Source organism: Caballeronia arvi, from assembly GCF_001544695.2.
GTDB lineage: Bacteria > Pseudomonadota > Gammaproteobacteria > Burkholderiales > Burkholderiaceae > Caballeronia > Caballeronia arvi.
Genome location: NZ_FCOM02000017.1, coordinates 1 through 18,295, shown reverse-complemented (window position 1 = coordinate 18,295; position 18,295 = coordinate 1). Strand labels below are relative to the sequence as shown.

Here is an 18,295-nt window from a genome sequence, read left to right as displayed (position 1 = left end):
CGAAGTCAAGTTGCTCCAACGCAAACTAGCTGTTTCGCAAATAGAACCGCGATCAGGCCGCGTCGGCTTCGCCCCGCACCGCGCGCCCGGCCTGCGCCTGCTCCAGATGCCGCAGAAGCAGCGTCACCATCGCAACGACGGTGAACGCGAGAATCACGAAGAACACCGCTAGCGGCGTGAGAATCTGCACCGAGACGAAGCCCGCCAGGCCCATCATCGCCGACGAAACGAGCAACAGCGCGCAGCCGAGGATCGCCGCCGTCAGCCCCGCGATATGCGGAAACAGCGAATTGCCCTTCGCCATAAACGTCGGGTACATCGCGCCCGCGCAGAAGCCCATCACGAGAACGGGCGCGCAGAGCGTCCAGACGGTGAGGCCGATCGTCAGCGACAGCAGCAGCATGACGACCGACGCGCCCGCCATCACGCGCGCGCCGATGCGCAGCCGTTGCTCGGCGCCCGGCAGACGCGAGCCCTGCACGCGGTTCGACAAGCCGCCGAGGAAGTACATCATGCCGATGGCGAGCGCGAGATAGCCAAAGTAAGTCGGCGGCTTGTGCAGCGTGTTCTGCACCATGAACGGGCCGACGATGTTGAACACTAGCAGAATGCTGTAGCACAGGCCTTGCGCGAGAAAGCAGCTCTGAAACACACGGCTCGACAACACCTTGCCCGCGTTCGAGATCAGCGTGCGCGGCGCGAGATGCACGGGCTTCTGCAAGGTCTCGCGATAGCGCCACACGAACGTCGACATGACGATCGCATAGATCAGGAGGAACACCAGACAGGCCTTCCAGCCGAACCACGTCTGCAAATGCGCGCCGATGACGGGCGCGACGATTGGCGCAAGTCCCCACGCGATCGACATGTAGGTGAACACGTGCATCAGCGCCTGACCCGAGAACGAATCCGTGATGATGGTCTTCGCGAGCAGGTTCGTCGCGGCGATGCCGAAGCCTTGCAGGCAGCGCGCGAGCAGAAAGGTTTCGAGGCTCGTCGCGGCCAGCGAGAGCAGGCAGCCCAGCGTGAACACGACGAGCCCGAACGCCAGCACCCGTTTGCGGCCGTACGCATCGGCGACGGGGCCCAGCACGAGCTGGCCGATCGCATACGCCGCCATGTAACCGGAGACGCTCGACTGGATCGCCTGCGGTGACGTCGCGAAATAACGCGCCATCGCGGGCAGCGCCGGCACGTAGATGTCGATGGCGAGCTGTCCCGCCGAAGCGAACAGGCACACCAGAAACAGCAGGAAACGCGGGGAATTCTTCGCAGGAGCGTGGTTCATGACAACGATGACTGAGCGGGGCGCGGCTGCGTCTTCGGGCCGGCCCGGATGGCGGAATCATCGTATTGTGCCTGTCGAACGCGCGCATCGCCGGAAAGGCCACGTTGCGCGCAGTGATCAGGCTGCCCGTGTGACGATCATGCCTTGCCATCCAGAATGGGATCCGATTGCCCCGGTATCGGACGTCCGCGATTATCGGTCGGAACGAGCTGCGTCTGAAACGCGACGAAGAGCGCCTGAAACTTGCCGTCGACTTCGATCATCACCGCGCCGTCCTGGAACACACCGTTTTCGTTCGAATGATCCTTCACGGGGCTGCCTTTTCCCGGCTTCGGATTGCCCTGGTTCATATGCGTTTCGTGAAGCCCGTCCTTTCCCGGTTCGAAGAGAAAGCCGAAGCCGTACACGGTCACGTCCTTCGTGGGCTTCCAGCCGAGGCGATGGTCCTTGTAATTCGGCGTCGGATAAACGAAGTCGACGCCATCGACGGACATGTCGAGTTGCAGCATCTCGTCGAGCAGCGCGTTGATATCGTTCTGCTCGTGCTCGGTGTCGAGCGGGATCGGACGCATCGCGCTCAGATCGACGAGACGCGTGTCGTGCACGTAATCGAGCTTCGGGAATCCCGACATCGAAACGCCCGCGGGCAGCTTCGCGAGATCGGCGATCATCGGATGATCGAAGTACTGGTTCCACAGATAGAGCACGAGATAGCCCGCCGGCCCCGTCAGCGAGCTATCCGATTTCACATTGGTGACGATACGGAATTCCTTGCCGTTCGCGTCGTCACTGACGATCACATAGTGCGGGTCGCCCTTGTAACCTTCGAGAAAGGGAACGCCGAGCCTCACCTTGCCTTTGAAACAAACGTATTCGTTGCGCGCCATGATGCTGCTCCGTGAAGTGAGCGATCATTTGATGCGGCAAGTGTGACATCCTTCCGTTCGACGCGTGATGAAGCCCGCAGCCATGCCTTTATCAGCGAATGGCCTTTCTCGCAGCCTTGATGCGCTGCTTCTGTTCGGCGTCGAGCGCGCGCAACGCATGCTTCGTCACGTTGTCGCCGATGGGAAGCGTGCCTTGCAATAGCAGATCGTGGCTCGCGACGACATCGTTCAATGCGCCGAAGCGCTTTTGAAGGCGCTTCAGGCTCTTCACCTTCGAGCGCAGTTTCGGCTTGATATCCGGATCGAAGAATTCGAGCAGATAACGCACCTTCTTACCGGCCTTGCGCACTTCGTGATAAGCCGCATAGTCCGACTGCTTCGCATGCAGCGCCCGCTTGATGCGCCTCTTCAACTGACTGCGCGCCGCGTCGATGCGCTTCTTCGCGAACCGTTCGACCGCCACGCGCTTGCGTCCCGTGTTGAGCTCCTGATTCGCTTCCTTGAGCCCCGTCCACAACACATGCTTGACGTCGGCATTCGCGATGGTCTCGATGCTCGTCGCGAGCACCGCCGCACGACGCTCTTTTGCCGGCTCGTCGAGCCCTTCGACGTCGAGCTCCTTCATCAATTCGAGCAGAATGTCCCAGTCGCGCGCGCTGCCCGCCGAGGTCGCCAGATATTTGAAGACTGCGCGCTGGCGCGTGTCGAATTCCTCGTCCAGCAAGGGCCGGTATGCCCAGAACAACGTTCGCAACCGGCGCAGCGCGACCCGCAGCTTGTGCAGTTCTTCCGGGTTCGAATTCGCGTTGAGCGCGGCCGCTTGGTGCGTCGCTTCGTCGATCAGCGGTGAAGCCAGATCGCCGAATCTCGATTGCGCCGTTTCGGGCCTGGCGCGCTTGTCGTCGCGGCTACCCTCGCGTCTGTCGTCGTTCAGGGTCATGATCGTCCTCCTCGTGAATGCCCTTTGTAATGCAACATGCGTACCTGCCCGGCGACGACGTGCACCGCATTTTCTGGACCGAGGAACAGGTTTTGCGCAATGCGCAACACCGGAAATGCCACTATTTGTGCGTGCCCCACAGCGATATGCGCGTTCGATAGAATTCACCCGCCCGCAGGACGCCCCTGCACATCGAAGACGAACCAAAAGAGCTATCGGAGTCGGTTTGAAAAAGCGAGCTACGGTCATCTGTCGACGAGGGAACCACATACTGCTGGTCGCGCGGCGGCGCACCAAATGGGCGCTGCCCGGCGGCATGCTCAAGCGTGGCGAACAACTGTCCGACGCTGCGCTGCGCGAACTCAAGGAGGAAACGCGTCTTTCCGGCAAGTCGGCGAAGTTTCTGTTTCAGCATCGCGGAAGACAGAAGCATCATCACGTGTTCGTCTGCGATGTCCCGAAGAGCGCGAAGCCGCGCGCCAGCAGCGAAATCGACCGATGCCGCTGGGTTCACGTTTCGGATATCCCGCGTCTTGCCGCCAGCGAACCGACCAAGCTGATCGTCAAAGCGCTCAACGGAAATCGCGGCAAGCGTTGAGATTCAGTCAGCCGTCACGCGCGCTGCTCCTGCGCATCGCCATACACGACGCGCACCGCGGGCACAAACCACGCGAGACACAAGCCGACAAACGCAGCAAGCGCGGCCACGGCGAGCCCGATATGAATCGACTCGACGAGCGCCATGCGCGCCGAGTGCATCATCGTCATCGCGTCGTGCGACTGGCCTGCGGCGACGAGACGCTCGATCAGCGCGGACTGTTCCGCACGATCGATCAGCAAATCCGGGCTCGCGAACGATTTGAGCCATTGCGTCGCCTGATACGCATCGAGCGGACGATGCACGTTGTTCGCATAGAGATGCCCGAGCAGCGCGCCCGTGATCGCCGTGCCCAGCATGCCCCCGAAAATGCGCAGCGATTGCAGCAAGGCGGTGACCGCGCCGAGTTGCTCGCGCGCGACGATCTGCTGCGAGCAGATGGTGAGATTCGTCGCGACGAGCCCGAGGCCGAGGCCGCTCGCGCCCATGCAAGCCATCCAGACGGCATGCGGCTCATGGCCATTCAGCGATACGAGCGCGAGACAGCCCGCCACGCATAGCGCGAAGCCTGCGTACAGCAGCATGTTCGCGCGGCGGATGCGCGTGACGATGCGATTGTTGAGCATGCTGCCGACCGTCGTGCCGAGCAGCAGCGGCGTGATCAGCATGCCGGAATCGTGCGGCGACATGCCGTAGCCGCCCTGAAACAGCAGCGGAATGTAGAAGGCCATCGAGAAGAGCGCGAAGCCGCCGAGCACCGAGATCGCGAACAGCGCGGCAAGCTTGCGGTCGAGCAGCACGTCGACGGGCACGACGGGATAGCCCATGCGCTTTTCCCAGAAATACAGCGTCGCGCCGAACACGAGCGTGACAAGCGAAAGCACGATCGTCGTGGCGCTCAGGCCTTCCTTCGGCAGCATTTCGATCAGCAGTTGCAGCGCGCCCAGCGTCACCGCGACAACGCATGCGCCGAGCCAGTCGAGCTGAATCCGCTCGCGCCGTTTCAGACGATGCAGGTTCGGCACGAACAGTTGCACGAACATCAGCGAGACGAGGCCGATCGGCACGTTGATGAAGAACACGAGCCGCCAGCCGTGCATCTGCGTGAGCATGCCGCCGAGCGTCGGGCCGATCACGTTCGCGATGCCGAACGTCGACGTGACGATCACGAGCCAGCGCAGGCGCAGCTTTGGATCGGGGAAAAGATCGGCGACGGTCGCGAACACCGTGCCCAGCAGAATGCCGCCGCCAATGCCCTGCACGCCGCGCGCAATGACGAGAAACAGCATGCCGTTCGCGAGCCCGCACAGCACGGAAGCCGACGTGAACAACACGACGGCGGCCAGCAGAAACGGCTTGCGCCCGTACAGGTCGCCCAGGCGTCCGAAAATCGGAATCGTGATGACCGACGCGAGCATGTACGACGTCGCGACCCACGCATACAGGTCGAAGCCTTTCAGCTCCGCGACGATGCGCGGCATCGCCGTGCCGACGATGGTCTGGTCGAGCGCGACCAGCATCGTCACGAGGGCGATGCCAAGCATCGCGAGCAGCGATTCGCGAAACGGCAGGCGTTGCCGCTCGGGATCGTGAACGTCGATGAACGCACTCATGCCGTGCTCCCGCCGCGCGCGAGCACGTGATCGACGCGCCCGCGTCGCGCGCTTACTGCCCGCCTTCCTGAATCGTCAGGACATTCTTCACGGACGTGACGCCGTCGACGCCCTTCGCGATCTGCGCGGCCTTGTCGATCTGCGTCGCGTCGGCGGTGTGCCCGGCGAGCGTGATGGCGCCGTTCTTCGCGATCACGTTCATGCCGGCCGTCTCGACGCCGCCCTTTTGCAGCGCCTGCTGCACCTTCTTGCTGAGCGCACGGTTGGCCTTGCGGATCTGGGATTTCGAGGGCTTGGCACTCGCGGACGGCGCGGTCGTGTCGGACGCCGCATCGGTGGTTTGCGGCCACACGTTGACGGAAAACACGACCGCCGACGCGACGGCGGCGAGTTTGAGCGCATTGATCGTTTTCATCGCTTGGCTCCAGGGTGGCTTGAAGGTCACAACGGCACGATGAATTCTAGTCGGCGATGCGCCACATCCAAGGGATAGTTTCATTCATCAGGAGAGCCACACGATTCACGCGGCGGCAAAAGCGCGCAATTCCGCCGCCGAAAGGAAGAAATCGCCGTTGTCCGCGAGCTTTCCGATCATGAAATCAATGAACGTTCGTACGCGCAGCGGCTGCTCCGTCCGATGCCGGTAGTAGATATAAACCGATTCGCGCTGCGTCAGATGTCGCGTCAGCAAAGGCACGAGCCGTCCCTCGCGGATGGCCGCGGCCGCGGAGAAGCTCCCGAGCTGGCCGATCGCGAGACCGGCGAGCACCGCGTCGGCTTCGGCGTCGATATCGTTCGTGCAGAGCGCCGCCGAGATCTCGCGGTACACGATTTCGTCGCCGATCATGAATTCCCACGGCGCTTCCTTGCCGGTGTTCGCGCGCCGGTAGCCGGTGCAGCGGTGCGACGCGAGATCGTCGACAGTTTGCGGCGCGCCGTATCGTTCGATGTAACCCGGCGACGCGCACACGATCAGCTGGATCGGCACGAGCCGCCGCGCGATCGCGCCGCCCGCGGGCGGCGATCCGCCACGCAGGCCGACATCGGCGCGTTCCTCGACGAGATCGGTGAAATGGTCGTCGAAACGCACATCGAGCATGACATCGGGATACAGCGCGGCGAACTCCAGCACCGCCGGCCACAGCGCGCGCCGCAGCGCTTTCGGCGCGCTGACGCGCAACGGACCCGCGATGTGCTCCTTCGCGCTCTTCGCATCCGCAATGGCCGACGACAGCATCGCGAGCGCCGGCTCGACGTTCTGCAACAGCCGCTGCCCTTCTTCGGTGAGGCTCAGCTTGCGCGTCGTGCGATGAAAGAGGCGCACGCCGAGGGCCTTTTCGAGCTGCATGACCGCATGACTCGCGGCCTGCGGCGAAATCCCCTGATCAATGGCCGCACGCCGCAGATTGCCGAGCGTGGCGGCGCGCACGAAGATCGAAATCGCGCGGACTTCGTTCATGAAGCGCTCCGATTCGCAAATAAAGGTTGATTATCAGTCTAGCGTTCGACGGCTAGTTCATGCGAATCGGACGGCCTAAGCTTCGTTTCACCTTCACCACCGAAACAAACGGAGCACATCATGAGCAACGTCACCCAACAGCAATTCAAGCGCGTCTGGTTCATCACGGGCGCATCGCGCGGCCTCGGCGCACTGATCGCCCGCGCGGCGCTCGCCGACGGCAACGCCGTCGTGGCCGCGGGCCGCAACGCGGCGGCGATCGTCGAGCGTCTCGGCGAATCGCCGGCGCTCTTGGCCGTAGCGCTCGACGTCACGAACGAAGCGCAGGCCAAAGCGGCGGTCGAAGCCGCCGTCGCGAAGTTCGGCCGCATCGACGTGCTGGTCAACAACGCGGGTTTCGGCCTGCTCGCGGCGGTCGAGGAATCCAGCGACGCCGACGTGCGCCGCATGTACGACACCAACGTCTTCGGCCTGCTCAACGTGACGCGCGCCGTGCTGCCCGTCATGCGCAAGCACAAGAGCGGTCATGTCGTGAACATGTCGTCGGTCGGCGGGTATCGCTCGGCGGCGGGATTCGGCGTCTACTGCTCGACGAAATTCGCCGTCGAAGGCATCACCGAGGCGCTGCACGACGAGCTGAAGCCGCTCGGCATTCACGCGACGGTCGTCGAGCCGGGCTATTTCCGCACGGACTTTCTGGATGCGTCGTCGCTCGTGGTCAGCGAGGAGATCATCGGCGATTACGATGCGACCTCGGGCAACGTGCGGCGCATCGCGGTCGGCATGAATCACAATCAGCCGGGCGATCCGGACAAGCTCGCGACCGCGCTCGTCGCACTCGCCGATGCGCCCACGCCGCCGGTGCGCCTGCCGCTCGGTACGGACACGCTGAAGGCGATCGCGGAGAAAAACGCGTATGTCGCAGCGGAAACGGAAAGCTGGAAAGCGTTGGCCAGCTCGACGGACTTCGCGAGCTGAACGGGCGTGCGCGTCACGCGTCGCGCACTTTGCCCGTGAGCGCGAGGCGCGTCGCGAGCGCCGAGAGCGCGTCGTAGGCCTCGCGCGATACCGCATCCCATGCGCCGATCGCCTGCGCCTGCGACTCGACCACCGCGCGGTCGCCGCGCGCGGCGGGACCAGTCAGCGCATCCTTCGGGCCGAGCGCGAGCACGTTATCGACGGCATTGCGCGACAGCGTGTGCATCATGTCGTCGATGAGCGGGTGCGGAATGCCCGCCGCCTGCCACATCTCGACCGACATCGCCGCGAGCACCGGCAGAAAGTTCGACGCGACGACCGCCGCCGCGTGATAGAGCTGCTTGCTGCCCGGCTCGATATCGAAGCAGCGCGCGCCGATGGCCGCGAGCACCTCGCTCCACGCATCGCGCGCGGCGCCGTCGCCTTCGAGCCCGCACGGCGTGCCTTCGAACTGGAACACGGCCGTGCCGGGATTCGCGAAGCTCAGCATCGGATGCGCGCTCGCGACGCTCCAGCCGATCGCGCGCAAGGGCGCGAGCGTGTCCGTATCGAGCGCGCCGCTGCAATGCACGGCGACCGCGGGCGCTTCGTCCTTGCGATGAGACGCGAGCGCCTGCGCCACGTCGGCGATGCGCATGTCGGGCACCGACAGCAGCCAGATATCGGCGGGACGCATCGCGGCGATATCGTCGAGCGCGCGGCCCGCGCCGATGAAATCGACCGCATCGCGCGCGTGTGCGAGATCCGTATCGCACACGTCGCCGATTTCGAGCACGCGGTTCGCGACGATCAGATTGCCGAGCGTCGCGCCCACGCGCCCCGCGCCGATGATGTTGAGAATCGCCATCAGCCGTGCTTGATCGCGATGGTCTTCAGGCTCGTGAAGCCGTACAGCGCTTCGAAGCCTTTTTCGCGTCCGTGGCCGCTCGCCTTCACGCCGCCGAAAGGCAACTCGACGCCGCCGCCCGCGCCATAGTTGTTCACGAAGACCTGACCCGCCTGCAGCTTGCGCGCAAGACGCAGGCCGCGCGAGCCGTCGCGCGTCCACACGCCCGCGACCAGACCGTAGTTCGTGCCGTTCGCGAGCTTCACGGCTTGCGCTTCGTCATCGAACGGCATCACGGCGAGCACTGGGCCGAAGACTTCTTCCTGTGCGAGCTTGCTTTGCGGCGGCACGTCGCGGAACAGCACGGCCTCCTGGAAGAAGCCGTTGCGCGATGCTTCCACCGCGATCTTGCCGCGCGCCGCGACGCGAATGCCCTCGCCTTCCGCCTGCTCGACGATGCCGCGTACACGCGCGTGCTGCTTCGCGTTGACGAGCGGTCCCATGTCGAGATCCATCGATGAAGGCCCGGTGCGCAGCGCTTCGAAGCGTTCGGTCAGACGCTCGATCACCGTTTCGTAGATGCCGCGCTGAACCAGCAGACGGCTGCCCGCGGAGCACGTCTGTCCGGCGTTCTGCACGATCGCGTTGAGGATGACGGGCAGCGCTTCGTCGAGATCGGCGTCATCGAAGACGAGTTGCGGCGACTTGCCGCCGAGTTCCAGCACGCTCGGGCAATGACGTTCCGCAGCCGTGCGACCGACGAGCGCGCCGGTCGCCGTCGAGCCGGTGAAAGAAATATGGCCGATGCCCTCGTTCGCCGACAACGCCGCGCCCGCTTCGCTTCCCAGGCCGGTGACGACGTTGATCGCGCCCGCCGGAAAGCCGACGTCGGCGGCGATTTCGGCGAGCCGCAGAATCGACAGGCTCGCGTCCTCCGCAGGCTTCACGACGCACGCATTGCCCGCCGCCAGCGACGCGCCGACGCTGCGCCCGTAAATCTGCATCGGGTAATTCCACGGGATGATGTGCCCCGTCACGCCGATCGGCTCGCGCACCGTCATCACCGTGAAGCCCGTCGTATAGGGCAGCGTCTCGCCGTGCAGCTTGTCGACGCAGCCGGCGTAGTACTGGAGGTAACGCGCGAGCACGGCGGCGTCGGTGCGCGCGGTCTTGAGCGCCTTGCCGGTGTCGCGCGCTTCGAGTTGCGCGAGCTCGTCGGCGTTTTCGAGCACGGCTGCGGCATACGCGAACAGCAGGTTCGCGCGCTCGACCGGCGAGAGCTTCGCCCACGGGCCGTCGAGCGCTTCGCCCATCGCGCCGCGTGCGGCCGTCACGGCGACGTCGATATCGGCGGCATTGCCGCGTGCGATCGCTGCGAACGGCTCGCCGTTGCCCGGATCGATGACATCGAGCGATTCGCCGTTATCCGCCGCTTTCCACGCGTTGCCGATGAAATGACGATATTCCATGCTTACTCCGTAATCAGTGCGTGTTCCGTGACGGCTGCGGCGATCGCCGTGCCGACTTCGATGGTGTTCGCCGCGCCGCCCATGTCCGGCGTGCGCGGGCCGTTTTCGAGCACGGATTCGATGGCGGCAACGATGGTCTTCGCGGCCGCTTCGTAGCGCGCTTCGCCACGGCCGAGATGCTGCAGCATCAGCGCGGCCGACCAGATCTGCCCGATCGGATTCGCGATGCCCTTGCCCGCGATATCCGGCGCCGAGCCGTGCACCGGCTCGAAGAGCGACGGAAAGCGCCGCTCCGGATTCAGGTTCGCCGAAGGCGCGATGCCGATGGTGCCGGTGCATGCCGGCCCGAGATCCGAAAGAATGTCGCCGAAGAGATTCGACGCGACGACCACATCGAAGCGATCCGGATGCTGCACGAAATGAGCGCACAGAATGTCGATGTGGAACTTGTTCGTCGCGATCTCCGGATAGCGCTTCGCCGCTTCGGCCAGACGTTCGTCCCAGTAAGGCATCGTGATCGAGATGCCGTTCGATTTCGTCGCCGCCGTGAGCTGCTTTTTCGGGCGGCCTTGCGCGAGCTGGAATGCGAAGTCGAGAATGCGGTCGACGCCCGTGCGCGTGAACACGGACTGCTGCGTCGCGAACTCGCGCTCGGTGCCTTCAAACATGCGTCCGCCGACCGACGAGTATTCGCCTTCGGTGTTCTCGCGCACGACGAGAAAGTCGATCTCGCCGGGCTTGCGGTTCGCGAGCGGCGAAGGAACGCCGGGCATCAGGCGCACGGGGCGCAGGTTCACGTACTGATCGAACTCGCGGCGAATCCGGATGATCGATTCCCACACGGCCGTGTGATCCGGTACGACGTCGGGCGTGCCGACCGCGCCGAAGAAAATCGCGTCGTGCCTGCCGATCTGCTTGTCCCAGTCGGCGGGCATCATCGTGCCGTGCTGCACGTAGTGCTCGGTGCACCATGACGCGAATTCGTCGAAATCGAGCGCGATGTCGTAACGCGCGGCGGCGGCCTTCAGCACGCGCAGGCCTTCGACCATGACTTCCTTGCCGATGCCGTCGCCCGGAATGACGGCGATGTGATGCGTTGTTGCCATTGCGCTTTGTCTCCTGTTATTCGACGTGGAACCGCCCGTCATACAGGAGGGAAATCTAGCGGACGCTTTCGCGTGAAGGAAGTGCGAATCCGGGAACGGGAGTCTTCGAATATCCGCAAGGGCTCAGCCGGCCGGACGTTCGGCGCCGGGCGCGACGAGCGACGCAGGCGCGAAGGCGGTCAGAAAATCGAAGAGCCTGCGCGCGGGCAGCGGGGCGGCGCCTGAGCGAATCCCGACCGACATCACGCGCTCGGCCCACGGATTGGTCAGGCGGATGAAGCGCAGATGCATCGGCTCGCGAAAAAGCCGCACCGCGCCCTCCGGCAATACGCCGATGCCCTGCCCTGCCGCGATCAGACGGCACATCGCCTCGAAGCTTTGCACCTGCACGCGAAAGCGGATCGTGCGGCCCGCGAGCGCCGCTTCCTTGACGAGCATGCGCGTGACCTCGGCTTTATCGTCGAGGCCGACGATATCGTGTTCCAGCAGCGCCTTGAACTCGATCTCATCGCCTTGCAAAACGTGGTCTTCCGGCACGACGACGCTGATGCGGTCCGTGCAATACGGCGCGAGGCGAATGCCTTCCATCCCGACCTGCGACGTCACCACGCCGACATCCGCGCGCCCTTCGCGCAGCGCCTGAAGAATGTCCATGCTGCGCAGTTCGCTGATATGCAGCTTGATGTCCTGATAACGCTGCGAGAACGCGCGCAGATGATCGGGCAAGTCCTGGCTGATCGCGGAGATGTTGGCGAACACGCGCACGCGGCCGACCGAGCCTTTGGTGTAATCGGAGAGCTCGCTGTAGATGGCGTCGGTCTTGAGCAGCAGTTCGGTGGCATGACGCGCGAGCGCTTCCCCCGCCGGCGTGGGCTCGACGCCCGCGGACGTGCGGTTCAGCAAGCCGACGCGAAAGTGATGTTCCAGTAGCGCGATGCGCCGGCTCGCCGTCGACAGCGACATATGCGATTGCTGCGCCGCCTTGGACAGGCTGCCCATTTCGACGGCGCGCAGAAAAAGAGCCAGCGACGTGAGATCGAACAAAACGCAACGCTCCGAAAAAGATCATGCCGCGCAGTATGGCATTGGCTCGGGCGCGCTGCTTCAGGGGGCGGTACAGGAAAACCCTGATCCGCGTGCACGCAAGGCATTCGAACTATTCGAAAGCCCGCTTCACGGATTTCGCATATCACCTGCGCTCAGCAGCCGCTACATTTCCCCTGTCCCGCCGCGTCTTTTGCGAGCAGAGGCCAAAAAACAGACATGGAGACAGACGTGGAAATCGATGCGACCAGTTTGGCCGGAGGCGCGGCATCGCCCGCCCCGTCACACGATGCGGCCACCGCCGACCGCCTCTTCCGCCGTCTCGCGCTGCACATCCTGCCGATATTGATGTTCGCGTACGTCACGTCGTACATCGATCGCGTGAACGTGAGCTTCGCGAAGTTGCAGATGGCGCAGCAGCTCGGCTTTTCCGATGCCGTGTTCGGCTTCGGCGCGGGCATCTTCTTTCTCGGCTATGTGATTTTCGAAGTGCCGAGCAACATGATCCTGCAACGCGTCGGCGCGCGGCGCTGGATCACGCGGATCATTCTGTCGTGGGGCATCGTGTCCGGGCTGACGGCTTTCGTCTCCACGCCGATGCAGTTCTACGTGATGCGCTGCCTGCTCGGCGTCGCGGAAGCCGGCTTCATTCCGGCGATCGTGTTCTATATCGGCCGGTCGTTTCCGCGTGACCGTCGCGCGCGCATCCTGAGCATGTTCTATGCGGCGCTCGCGCTTGCCGGGCTGATCGGCTCGCCGCTGACCGGCTTCATCATGCAGTACTTCGACGGCCTCATGCAGTTGCCCGGCTGGAAGTGGATCTTCATCGTCGAGGCATTGCCCGCGTTTCTCGCGGCGTTCTACACCTGGAAGGGCCTCGACGACGACGTCACGAAAAGCCCGCGCTACAGCGAAGCCGATCGCGCGTTCCTCGCGCGCGTGCTGGCCGAAGATCGCGCGGTGACGGCGCAATCGAATCACAAGGGCCTGTTCTCGAGCTTGCTCGTGTGGGCGTTCTGCTTCATCTATTTTCTCGATGTCTTCGCCATCTACGGCTACACGTTCTGGGCCCCGACGATGATCAAGTCGATGGGCATCACCGGCGACTTCGCGATCGGCGCGCTCGCGGCCTTGCCCAACGCGGTCGCGGTCGTCGTGATGGTGCTGTTCGGCCGCAGCGCGGACAAGCGCGGCGAGCGGCGCCTGCACGTCGCGGCGCTGCTGCTGATGGGCGCGGTCGGCTTGTCGCTCTCCGTGCTCTGGCATGACAATCTGTGGCTCGGCATGTTCGCGCTGTGCATCGCGAATGCGGGCTTGCTGTCGTTTCCGCCGCTGTTCTGGAGCATGCCCACGGCCGTGCTCGGCCAGGCGGCGGCTGCGGTCGGCATCGCATGGATCAGCGCGTTCGGCAATCTCGGCGGCTTCTTCGGCCCGTATGCGGTCGGCTTTCTGAAGCAGACGTCGGGCGGCATGACGCTGCCGATTTTCTCGATGGTCGGCTGCCTCGTGCTCGGCATCGTTCTGACGATGCTGCTGCCTAAGCGGCTCGTGAACCGCTGAGCTTTTTACCGCATAAAAAGGAAGAGACAAAGCATGAAAGAGCGTATCGGCATGATCGGCATCGGCCTGATGGGACATGGCATCGCACGCAATATCATGAAGCACGGCTATCCGCTGACGGTGGTCGAGCATCCCGGCAATCAGCCGCTCGACGAACTGCGCGTGGGCGGTGTTGCGACCGCCGCGAACGGCGAGGCACTCGCGCGCGAGTCGGACATCGTCATTCTGTGCGTGACGGGTTCGCCCGAAGTCGAAGCCGTGTTGACCGCGCCCGATGGTGTGCTCGCGGGCTTGCAGCCGGGCGCGATCGTGATCGATTGCTCGACGGCGGTGCCCGCATCGACGCAGCGCATGGCCGCGCTCGTCACGGAGGCGGGCGGCCTTTTCGTCGATGCGCCGATGACGCGCACCGCGAAGGAAGCGTACGAAGGACGCCTGAACCTGCTGGTCGGCGCATCAGCCGAACTGTTCGCGCGCATCGAGCCGCTGTTGCGCACGTATGCGGAGAACGTGACGCTGGTCGGCGGCACGGGCGCGGGGCACAGCATGAAGCTGCTGCACAACTTCGTGTCGCTCGGAACGATCGCGCTGATCTCCGAAGCGGCGGCCTGCGCGAAACGCGCGGGCGTCGATGCGCAGACGTTCGTCGATGTGCTCGCGAAAGGCGGTGGCGGCGGTGCGGCGCTTGAGCGGCTGCGTCCGTCGCTCGTGGATGGCGATCCGTCGGGCATGCCGTTTCACATGTCCAACGCGCTGAAAGACCTCGGCTATTACGTGACGATGGCCGGCGACACGAACGCCGTCGATGCGATCGCCGCCGCCGTGCAAGCGACGTATGCGGGCGCGGTCGAGCAAGGCGGTGCGCATCGGACGCTCCTGGAACTGCCGAATTTGCTGGGCGATTGACGTCGCGATAAAAAAAGCCGCTCCGAAGAGCGGCTTTCGAGTCGCGCTGTGAACGCGGCTTCAGTCGTCGAGCAAGGAAAGGTCGCGCACCGCGCCCTTGTCCGCTGACATCACCAGCTTCGCGTACGCCTTCAGCGCCGCCGACACCTTGCGCGGACGCGCCTTCGCCGGCTTCCAGCCCTTCGCGTTCTGCTCCTCGCGACGGCGTGCGAGTTCCTCGTCGGACAGCAGCACGTCGATCGTGCGATTCGGAATGTCGATGCGGATCTTGTCGCCGTCGCGCACGAGACCGATCGCGCCGCCCGCCGCCGCTTCCGGCGAGCAGTGGCCAATCGACAGTCCCGACGTGCCACCCGAGAAGCGGCCGTCCGTCAGCAGCGCGCACGCCTTGCCGAGACCCTTCGACTTGATATAGCTCGTCGGATACAGCATTTCCTGCATGCCAGGGCCGCCCTTCGGACCTTCGTACCGGACGATGACGACATCGCCCGCCTTCACCTTGTCGTTGAGGATGTTCTCGACCGCTTCGTCCTGCGACTCGGTGACGTGCGCGGTGCCTTCGAACACGAGAATGCTCTCATCGACGCCCGCGGTCTTCACCACGCAGCCGTCCAGCGCGATGTTGCCCGTCAGCACCGCAAGGCCGCCTTCCTTCGAGAACGCATGCTCGTAGGAACGGATGCAGCCTTCGGCGCGGTCCGTGTCGAGGCTCGGCCAGCGCGTGTTCTGGCTGAACGCGACTTGCGTCGGCACGCCGGCGGGACCGGCCATGTAGAAGGTCTTCACGGCTTCGTCGTCGGTGAGCTTGACGTCCCACTGCGCGAGCGCGTCCTTCAGCGTGGGCGCATGCACGGTCGGCGCATCCGTGTGCAGCTTGCCCGCGCGATCCAGCTCGCCGAGGATCGCCATGATGCCGCCCGCGCGATGCACGTCCTCGATGTGATACTTGTTCGTGTTTGGCGCGACCTTGCACAGTTGCGGCACGGTGCGCGAAAGACGATCGATGTCCTTCATCGTGAAGTCGATCTCCGCTTCGCGCGCGATCGCGAGCAAGTGCAGGATCGTGTTGGTCGAGCCGCCCATCGCGATATCGAGCGTCATCGCATTTTCGAACGCCTTGAAGCCGACCGAGCGCGGCAGCACGCGCGCCTCTTCCTGCTCGTAGTAACGTCGCGCCAGCTCGACGATGCCGCGTCCCGCGCGCTTGAAGAGCTGCTCGCGATCCGCGTGCGTCGCGACGACGGTGCCGTTGCCGGGCAGCGAGAGGCCGAGCGCTTCGGTGAGGCAGTTCATCGAGTTGGCCGTGAACATGCCCGAGCACGAGCCGCATGTCGGGCACGCGGAGCGTTCCACTTCGGCCACTTCGGCGTCGGAATACTTCTGGTCCGCGGCGATCACCATGGCGTCGACGAGATCGAGCTTCTTGAACTCCATCGCCTTCGTGACGGGATTCGCGAGGCGCGTCTTGCCCGCTTCCATCGGACCGCCCGAGACGAAGATCACGGGGATGTTCAGGCGCATCGCGGCCATCAGCATGCCGGGCGTGATCTTGTCGCAGTTCGAGATGCAGACCATGGCGTCGGCGCAGTGCGCGTTGACCATGTATTCGACCGAATCCGCGATGATGTCGCGGCTCGGCAGCGAATACAGCATGCCGTCGTGACCCATCGCGATGCCGTCATCGACGGCGATCGTGTTGAACTCTTTCGCAACGCCGCCCGCGGCTTCGATCTCGCGCGCGACGAGCTGACCGAGGTCCTTCAGATGGACGTGGCCCGGAACGAACTGGGTGAACGAATTGACGACGGCGATGATCGGCTTCGAGAAATCTTCGTCTTTCATGCCGGTCGCGCGCCAGAGCGAGCGCGCGCCCGCCATGTTGCGGCCGGCGGTGGAGGTTTTGGAACGGTATGTGGGCATCGTGGTTGCTGTTGGAATATCGCGGGATAGACACGGGCCACGAGGGTAACGGCCCTTGCGCGCGCGTCTGAGCGACCTTTTGGGTCGGACTTGGGTCGAAGCGGCGCGAATTTTGGGATTATCCCATACCTAGTTATCTGCTTCGTCCATTCCGGCTCGCCTCGCCGCATCCACCAGCGCCCGAATCGCCCAGCGCCGGACCTTGCGCGCACGCGCTTCGTCGAGTTGCAGCACGTCCTTGCAGACGATCATCGCCTCCGTGCCGATGACGAGCGCCAGCGCCTGAGTCAACGTATCGAACGCGGCGGGCTTGAACCGATCGCGCGCGGGCGCGAGTGCCGCTTCGATCAACGGCGTGCGCCGGTTCTGCCGCAGCGGCACTTCGTCTTCCGGTTCGCCCTTCGCCACGCGTTCGAGCGAATGCGCGAGCATCATGCGCAGCGGCGCTTCGTTCGCGAGAATCATGTCGTGGAGCGCGGCATCGACACGCAGCAATCGCGCGACAGGATCGTCCGATGCACGCGCGGAAAAGAGCGTGCCGGCATCCGGCGTATCGACATCGAGCGACGCTTCCAGCAATAGCGTATCGATGCTCGGGAAATGCCGGTACGCCGTCGCGCGCGACACGAGCGCTTCACCGGCGATCTCTTCGAGACTCGGTTTGTGCCCCTGCTTCATGAGCCGCGATGCTGCCTGCAGCAGATCCTTGCGCGTGCGCTGCTTCTGATTGCCGCGCGTTGTCGTGACGGAAACGGCCATATCAGGCCTGCGGCAACTGACCGATGATCGCCGCAAGATCGACCCACACGTTCTCGCGACTGATCTGCCCGCTCTCGCTGAATTCGACGATATGCAGCATGCGAAATTGCAGCGGACGTCCGCGCCCTTCGAGTCCGAACGGCGTGCCAGGCGCCTTGCCCTGCCACATCGATTCGTCGATGACGAAGCCATCGCCATAGAGACGCCGCAGACATTCGACACGGCTCTCCGACAAATCCGCGAACAACGCTTCGTAAAACGGCCGCACGCGCTCGCGTCCATGCGCGGGGCCGGCGGGCCAGCCGACGATATCGTGCTCCACATCTTCCGTCAGCGTGGCGAGCACGCCTTCGACATCGTCGCGGCGCTCGAAGCCGAAATGCTCATCGATCTTTCGGTCCATCTCCACAGGGGTCAGCGTCATGATTGCCTCCTTGCGTCATGCCTGCCAGTTTCATTCTAGTGAGACAACAGTCTCATTACAAGATTGAAATGTCGGATCGACAGGACGGCACTTAGCTATGCAATCACTTCATCACAGCACAAAAAAATGGCGCAGTCCCTTTCGAGACTGCGCCATTTTTTCGTTAAGGGCGAAAATTAAACCGCCCGGCGCACCATCAATTCCTTGATCTTGCCGATCGCCTTGGTCGGATTGAGCCCCTTCGGGCACACGTCGACGCAATTCATGATCGTATGGCAACGGAACAGACGATACGGATCTTCCAGGTTGTCCAGTCGCTCGCCTGTCGCTTCGTCGCGGCTATCCGCAATGAAGCGATACGCTTGCAGCAAGCCCGCCGGTCCCACGAACTTGTCCGGGTTCCACCAGAAGCTCGGGCACGACGTCGAGCAGCTTGCGCACAGAATGCACTCGTACAAGCCATCGAGCTCATCGCGTTCGACCGGCGATTGCAAACGCTCTTTCTCGGGCGGCGGCGT

The 18,295-nt window shown here is 64.0% G+C and carries 18 protein-coding genes; 4 read left to right on the top strand and 14 right to left on the bottom strand.

Annotation, left to right across the window (positions count from 1 at the left end; genetic code table 11):
• Positions 1-52 precede the first annotated feature (52 nt).
• From AWB74_RS19945 to AWB74_RS19935, 3 genes are all read right to left on the bottom strand, one after another.
• Positions 53-1,288: a multidrug effflux MFS transporter gene (locus AWB74_RS19945; RefSeq protein WP_061148466.1), complete on the bottom strand. Its 1,236-nt coding sequence runs from the start codon at positions 1,286-1,288 to the stop codon at positions 53-55.
• Between the two features lie 137 nt (positions 1,289-1,425).
• Entirely contained in the window at positions 1,426-2,175 is a 750-nt protein-coding gene (locus AWB74_RS19940) for a DUF2278 family protein (protein WP_061148465.1), read from the bottom strand.
• Between the two features lie 91 nt (positions 2,176-2,266).
• Positions 2,267-3,115 (bottom strand): CHAD domain-containing protein, encoded by an 849-nt coding sequence (locus AWB74_RS19935; protein ID WP_087039111.1) that lies wholly within the window; start codon positions 3,113-3,115, stop codon positions 2,267-2,269.
• Positions 3,116-3,341: 226 nt separating this feature from the next.
• On the opposite strand from AWB74_RS19935, the gene AWB74_RS19930 reads away from it, so the two are divergent.
• Positions 3,342-3,713 carry an NUDIX hydrolase gene (locus AWB74_RS19930; protein ID WP_061148464.1) on the top strand — a complete coding sequence of 124 codons (372 nt, stop codon included), beginning with the start codon at positions 3,342-3,344 and terminating at the stop codon, positions 3,711-3,713.
• Between the two features lie 14 nt (positions 3,714-3,727).
• Here the strand turns inward: AWB74_RS19930 and AWB74_RS19925 are convergent, their stop codons facing one another.
• The 3 genes from AWB74_RS19925 to AWB74_RS19915 all read right to left on the bottom strand — a co-directional run bounded on the left by AWB74_RS19925 (position 3,728) and on the right by AWB74_RS19915 (position 6,785).
• Positions 3,728-5,326, bottom strand: coding sequence for an MFS transporter (locus tag AWB74_RS19925; RefSeq protein ID WP_061148463.1), 1,599 nt, complete (start codon positions 5,324-5,326; stop codon positions 3,728-3,730).
• Between the two features lie 52 nt (positions 5,327-5,378).
• Positions 5,379-5,741, bottom strand: a complete 363-nt coding sequence (locus tag AWB74_RS19920) for a BON domain-containing protein (RefSeq protein WP_061148462.1) — start codon at positions 5,739-5,741, stop codon at positions 5,379-5,381.
• 105 nt (positions 5,742-5,846) lie between these two features.
• On the bottom strand, positions 5,847-6,785 hold the full coding sequence (locus AWB74_RS19915) for a LysR family transcriptional regulator (RefSeq protein ID WP_061148461.1): 939 nt from the start codon (positions 6,783-6,785) through the stop codon (positions 5,847-5,849).
• Between the two features lie 120 nt (positions 6,786-6,905).
• Between AWB74_RS19915 and AWB74_RS19910 the strand changes: the two genes are divergently transcribed.
• The gene (locus tag AWB74_RS19910) at positions 6,906-7,763 is read left to right on the top strand and encodes an oxidoreductase (RefSeq protein WP_061148460.1); all 858 of its coding nucleotides are present in this window, start codon (positions 6,906-6,908) and stop codon (positions 7,761-7,763) included.
• Between the two features lie 13 nt (positions 7,764-7,776).
• On the opposite strand, the gene AWB74_RS19905 is transcribed toward AWB74_RS19910, so the two are convergent.
• From AWB74_RS19905 to AWB74_RS19890, 4 genes are all read right to left on the bottom strand, one after another.
• The gene (locus tag AWB74_RS19905; RefSeq protein WP_061148459.1) at positions 7,777-8,610 is read right to left on the bottom strand and encodes a Rossmann-like and DUF2520 domain-containing protein; all 834 of its coding nucleotides are present in this window, start codon (positions 8,608-8,610) and stop codon (positions 7,777-7,779) included.
• The gene (locus AWB74_RS19900; protein WP_061148458.1) at positions 8,610-10,058 is read right to left on the bottom strand and encodes an aldehyde dehydrogenase family protein; all 1,449 of its coding nucleotides are present in this window, start codon (positions 10,056-10,058) and stop codon (positions 8,610-8,612) included. The genes AWB74_RS19905 and AWB74_RS19900 overlap by 1 nt, the downstream gene beginning before the upstream one ends.
• 2 nt (positions 10,059-10,060) lie before the next feature.
• Complete coding sequence (locus tag AWB74_RS19895) at positions 10,061-11,164, bottom strand: tartrate dehydrogenase (protein ID WP_061148457.1); 1,104 nt, start codon at positions 11,162-11,164, stop codon at positions 10,061-10,063.
• Positions 11,165-11,287: 123 nt separating this feature from the next.
• Positions 11,288-12,208, bottom strand: a complete 921-nt coding sequence (locus tag AWB74_RS19890; protein ID WP_061148456.1) for a LysR family transcriptional regulator — start codon at positions 12,206-12,208, stop codon at positions 11,288-11,290.
• A gap of 231 nt (positions 12,209-12,439) precedes the next feature.
• Between AWB74_RS19890 and AWB74_RS19885 the strand changes: the two genes are divergently transcribed.
• Positions 12,440-13,768, top strand: a complete 1,329-nt coding sequence (locus AWB74_RS19885; protein WP_061148555.1) for an MFS transporter — start codon at positions 12,440-12,442, stop codon at positions 13,766-13,768.
• Positions 13,769-13,801: 33 nt separating this feature from the next.
• Positions 13,802-14,674: an NAD(P)-dependent oxidoreductase gene (locus tag AWB74_RS19880; RefSeq protein WP_061148455.1), complete on the top strand. Its 873-nt coding sequence runs from the start codon at positions 13,802-13,804 to the stop codon at positions 14,672-14,674.
• Between the two features lie 60 nt (positions 14,675-14,734).
• Here the strand turns inward: AWB74_RS19880 and ilvD are convergent, their stop codons facing one another.
• The 4 genes from ilvD to AWB74_RS19860 all read right to left on the bottom strand — a co-directional run.
• Positions 14,735-16,594 (bottom strand): dihydroxy-acid dehydratase, encoded by a 1,860-nt coding sequence (gene ilvD / locus AWB74_RS19875; RefSeq protein ID WP_061148454.1) that lies wholly within the window; start codon positions 16,592-16,594, stop codon positions 14,735-14,737.
• A gap of 129 nt (positions 16,595-16,723) precedes the next feature.
• Positions 16,724-17,353, bottom strand: coding sequence for a TetR/AcrR family transcriptional regulator (locus AWB74_RS19870; protein WP_061148453.1), 630 nt, complete (start codon positions 17,351-17,353; stop codon positions 16,724-16,726).
• Position 17,354: 1 nt separating this feature from the next.
• The gene (locus AWB74_RS19865) at positions 17,355-17,777 is read right to left on the bottom strand and encodes a nuclear transport factor 2 family protein (protein ID WP_061148452.1); all 423 of its coding nucleotides are present in this window, start codon (positions 17,775-17,777) and stop codon (positions 17,355-17,357) included.
• Positions 17,778-17,953: 176 nt separating this feature from the next.
• Positions 17,954-18,295 (bottom strand): 4Fe-4S dicluster domain-containing protein (locus AWB74_RS19860; protein WP_143749285.1); only part of this gene is annotated, 342 nt, incomplete at its 5' end.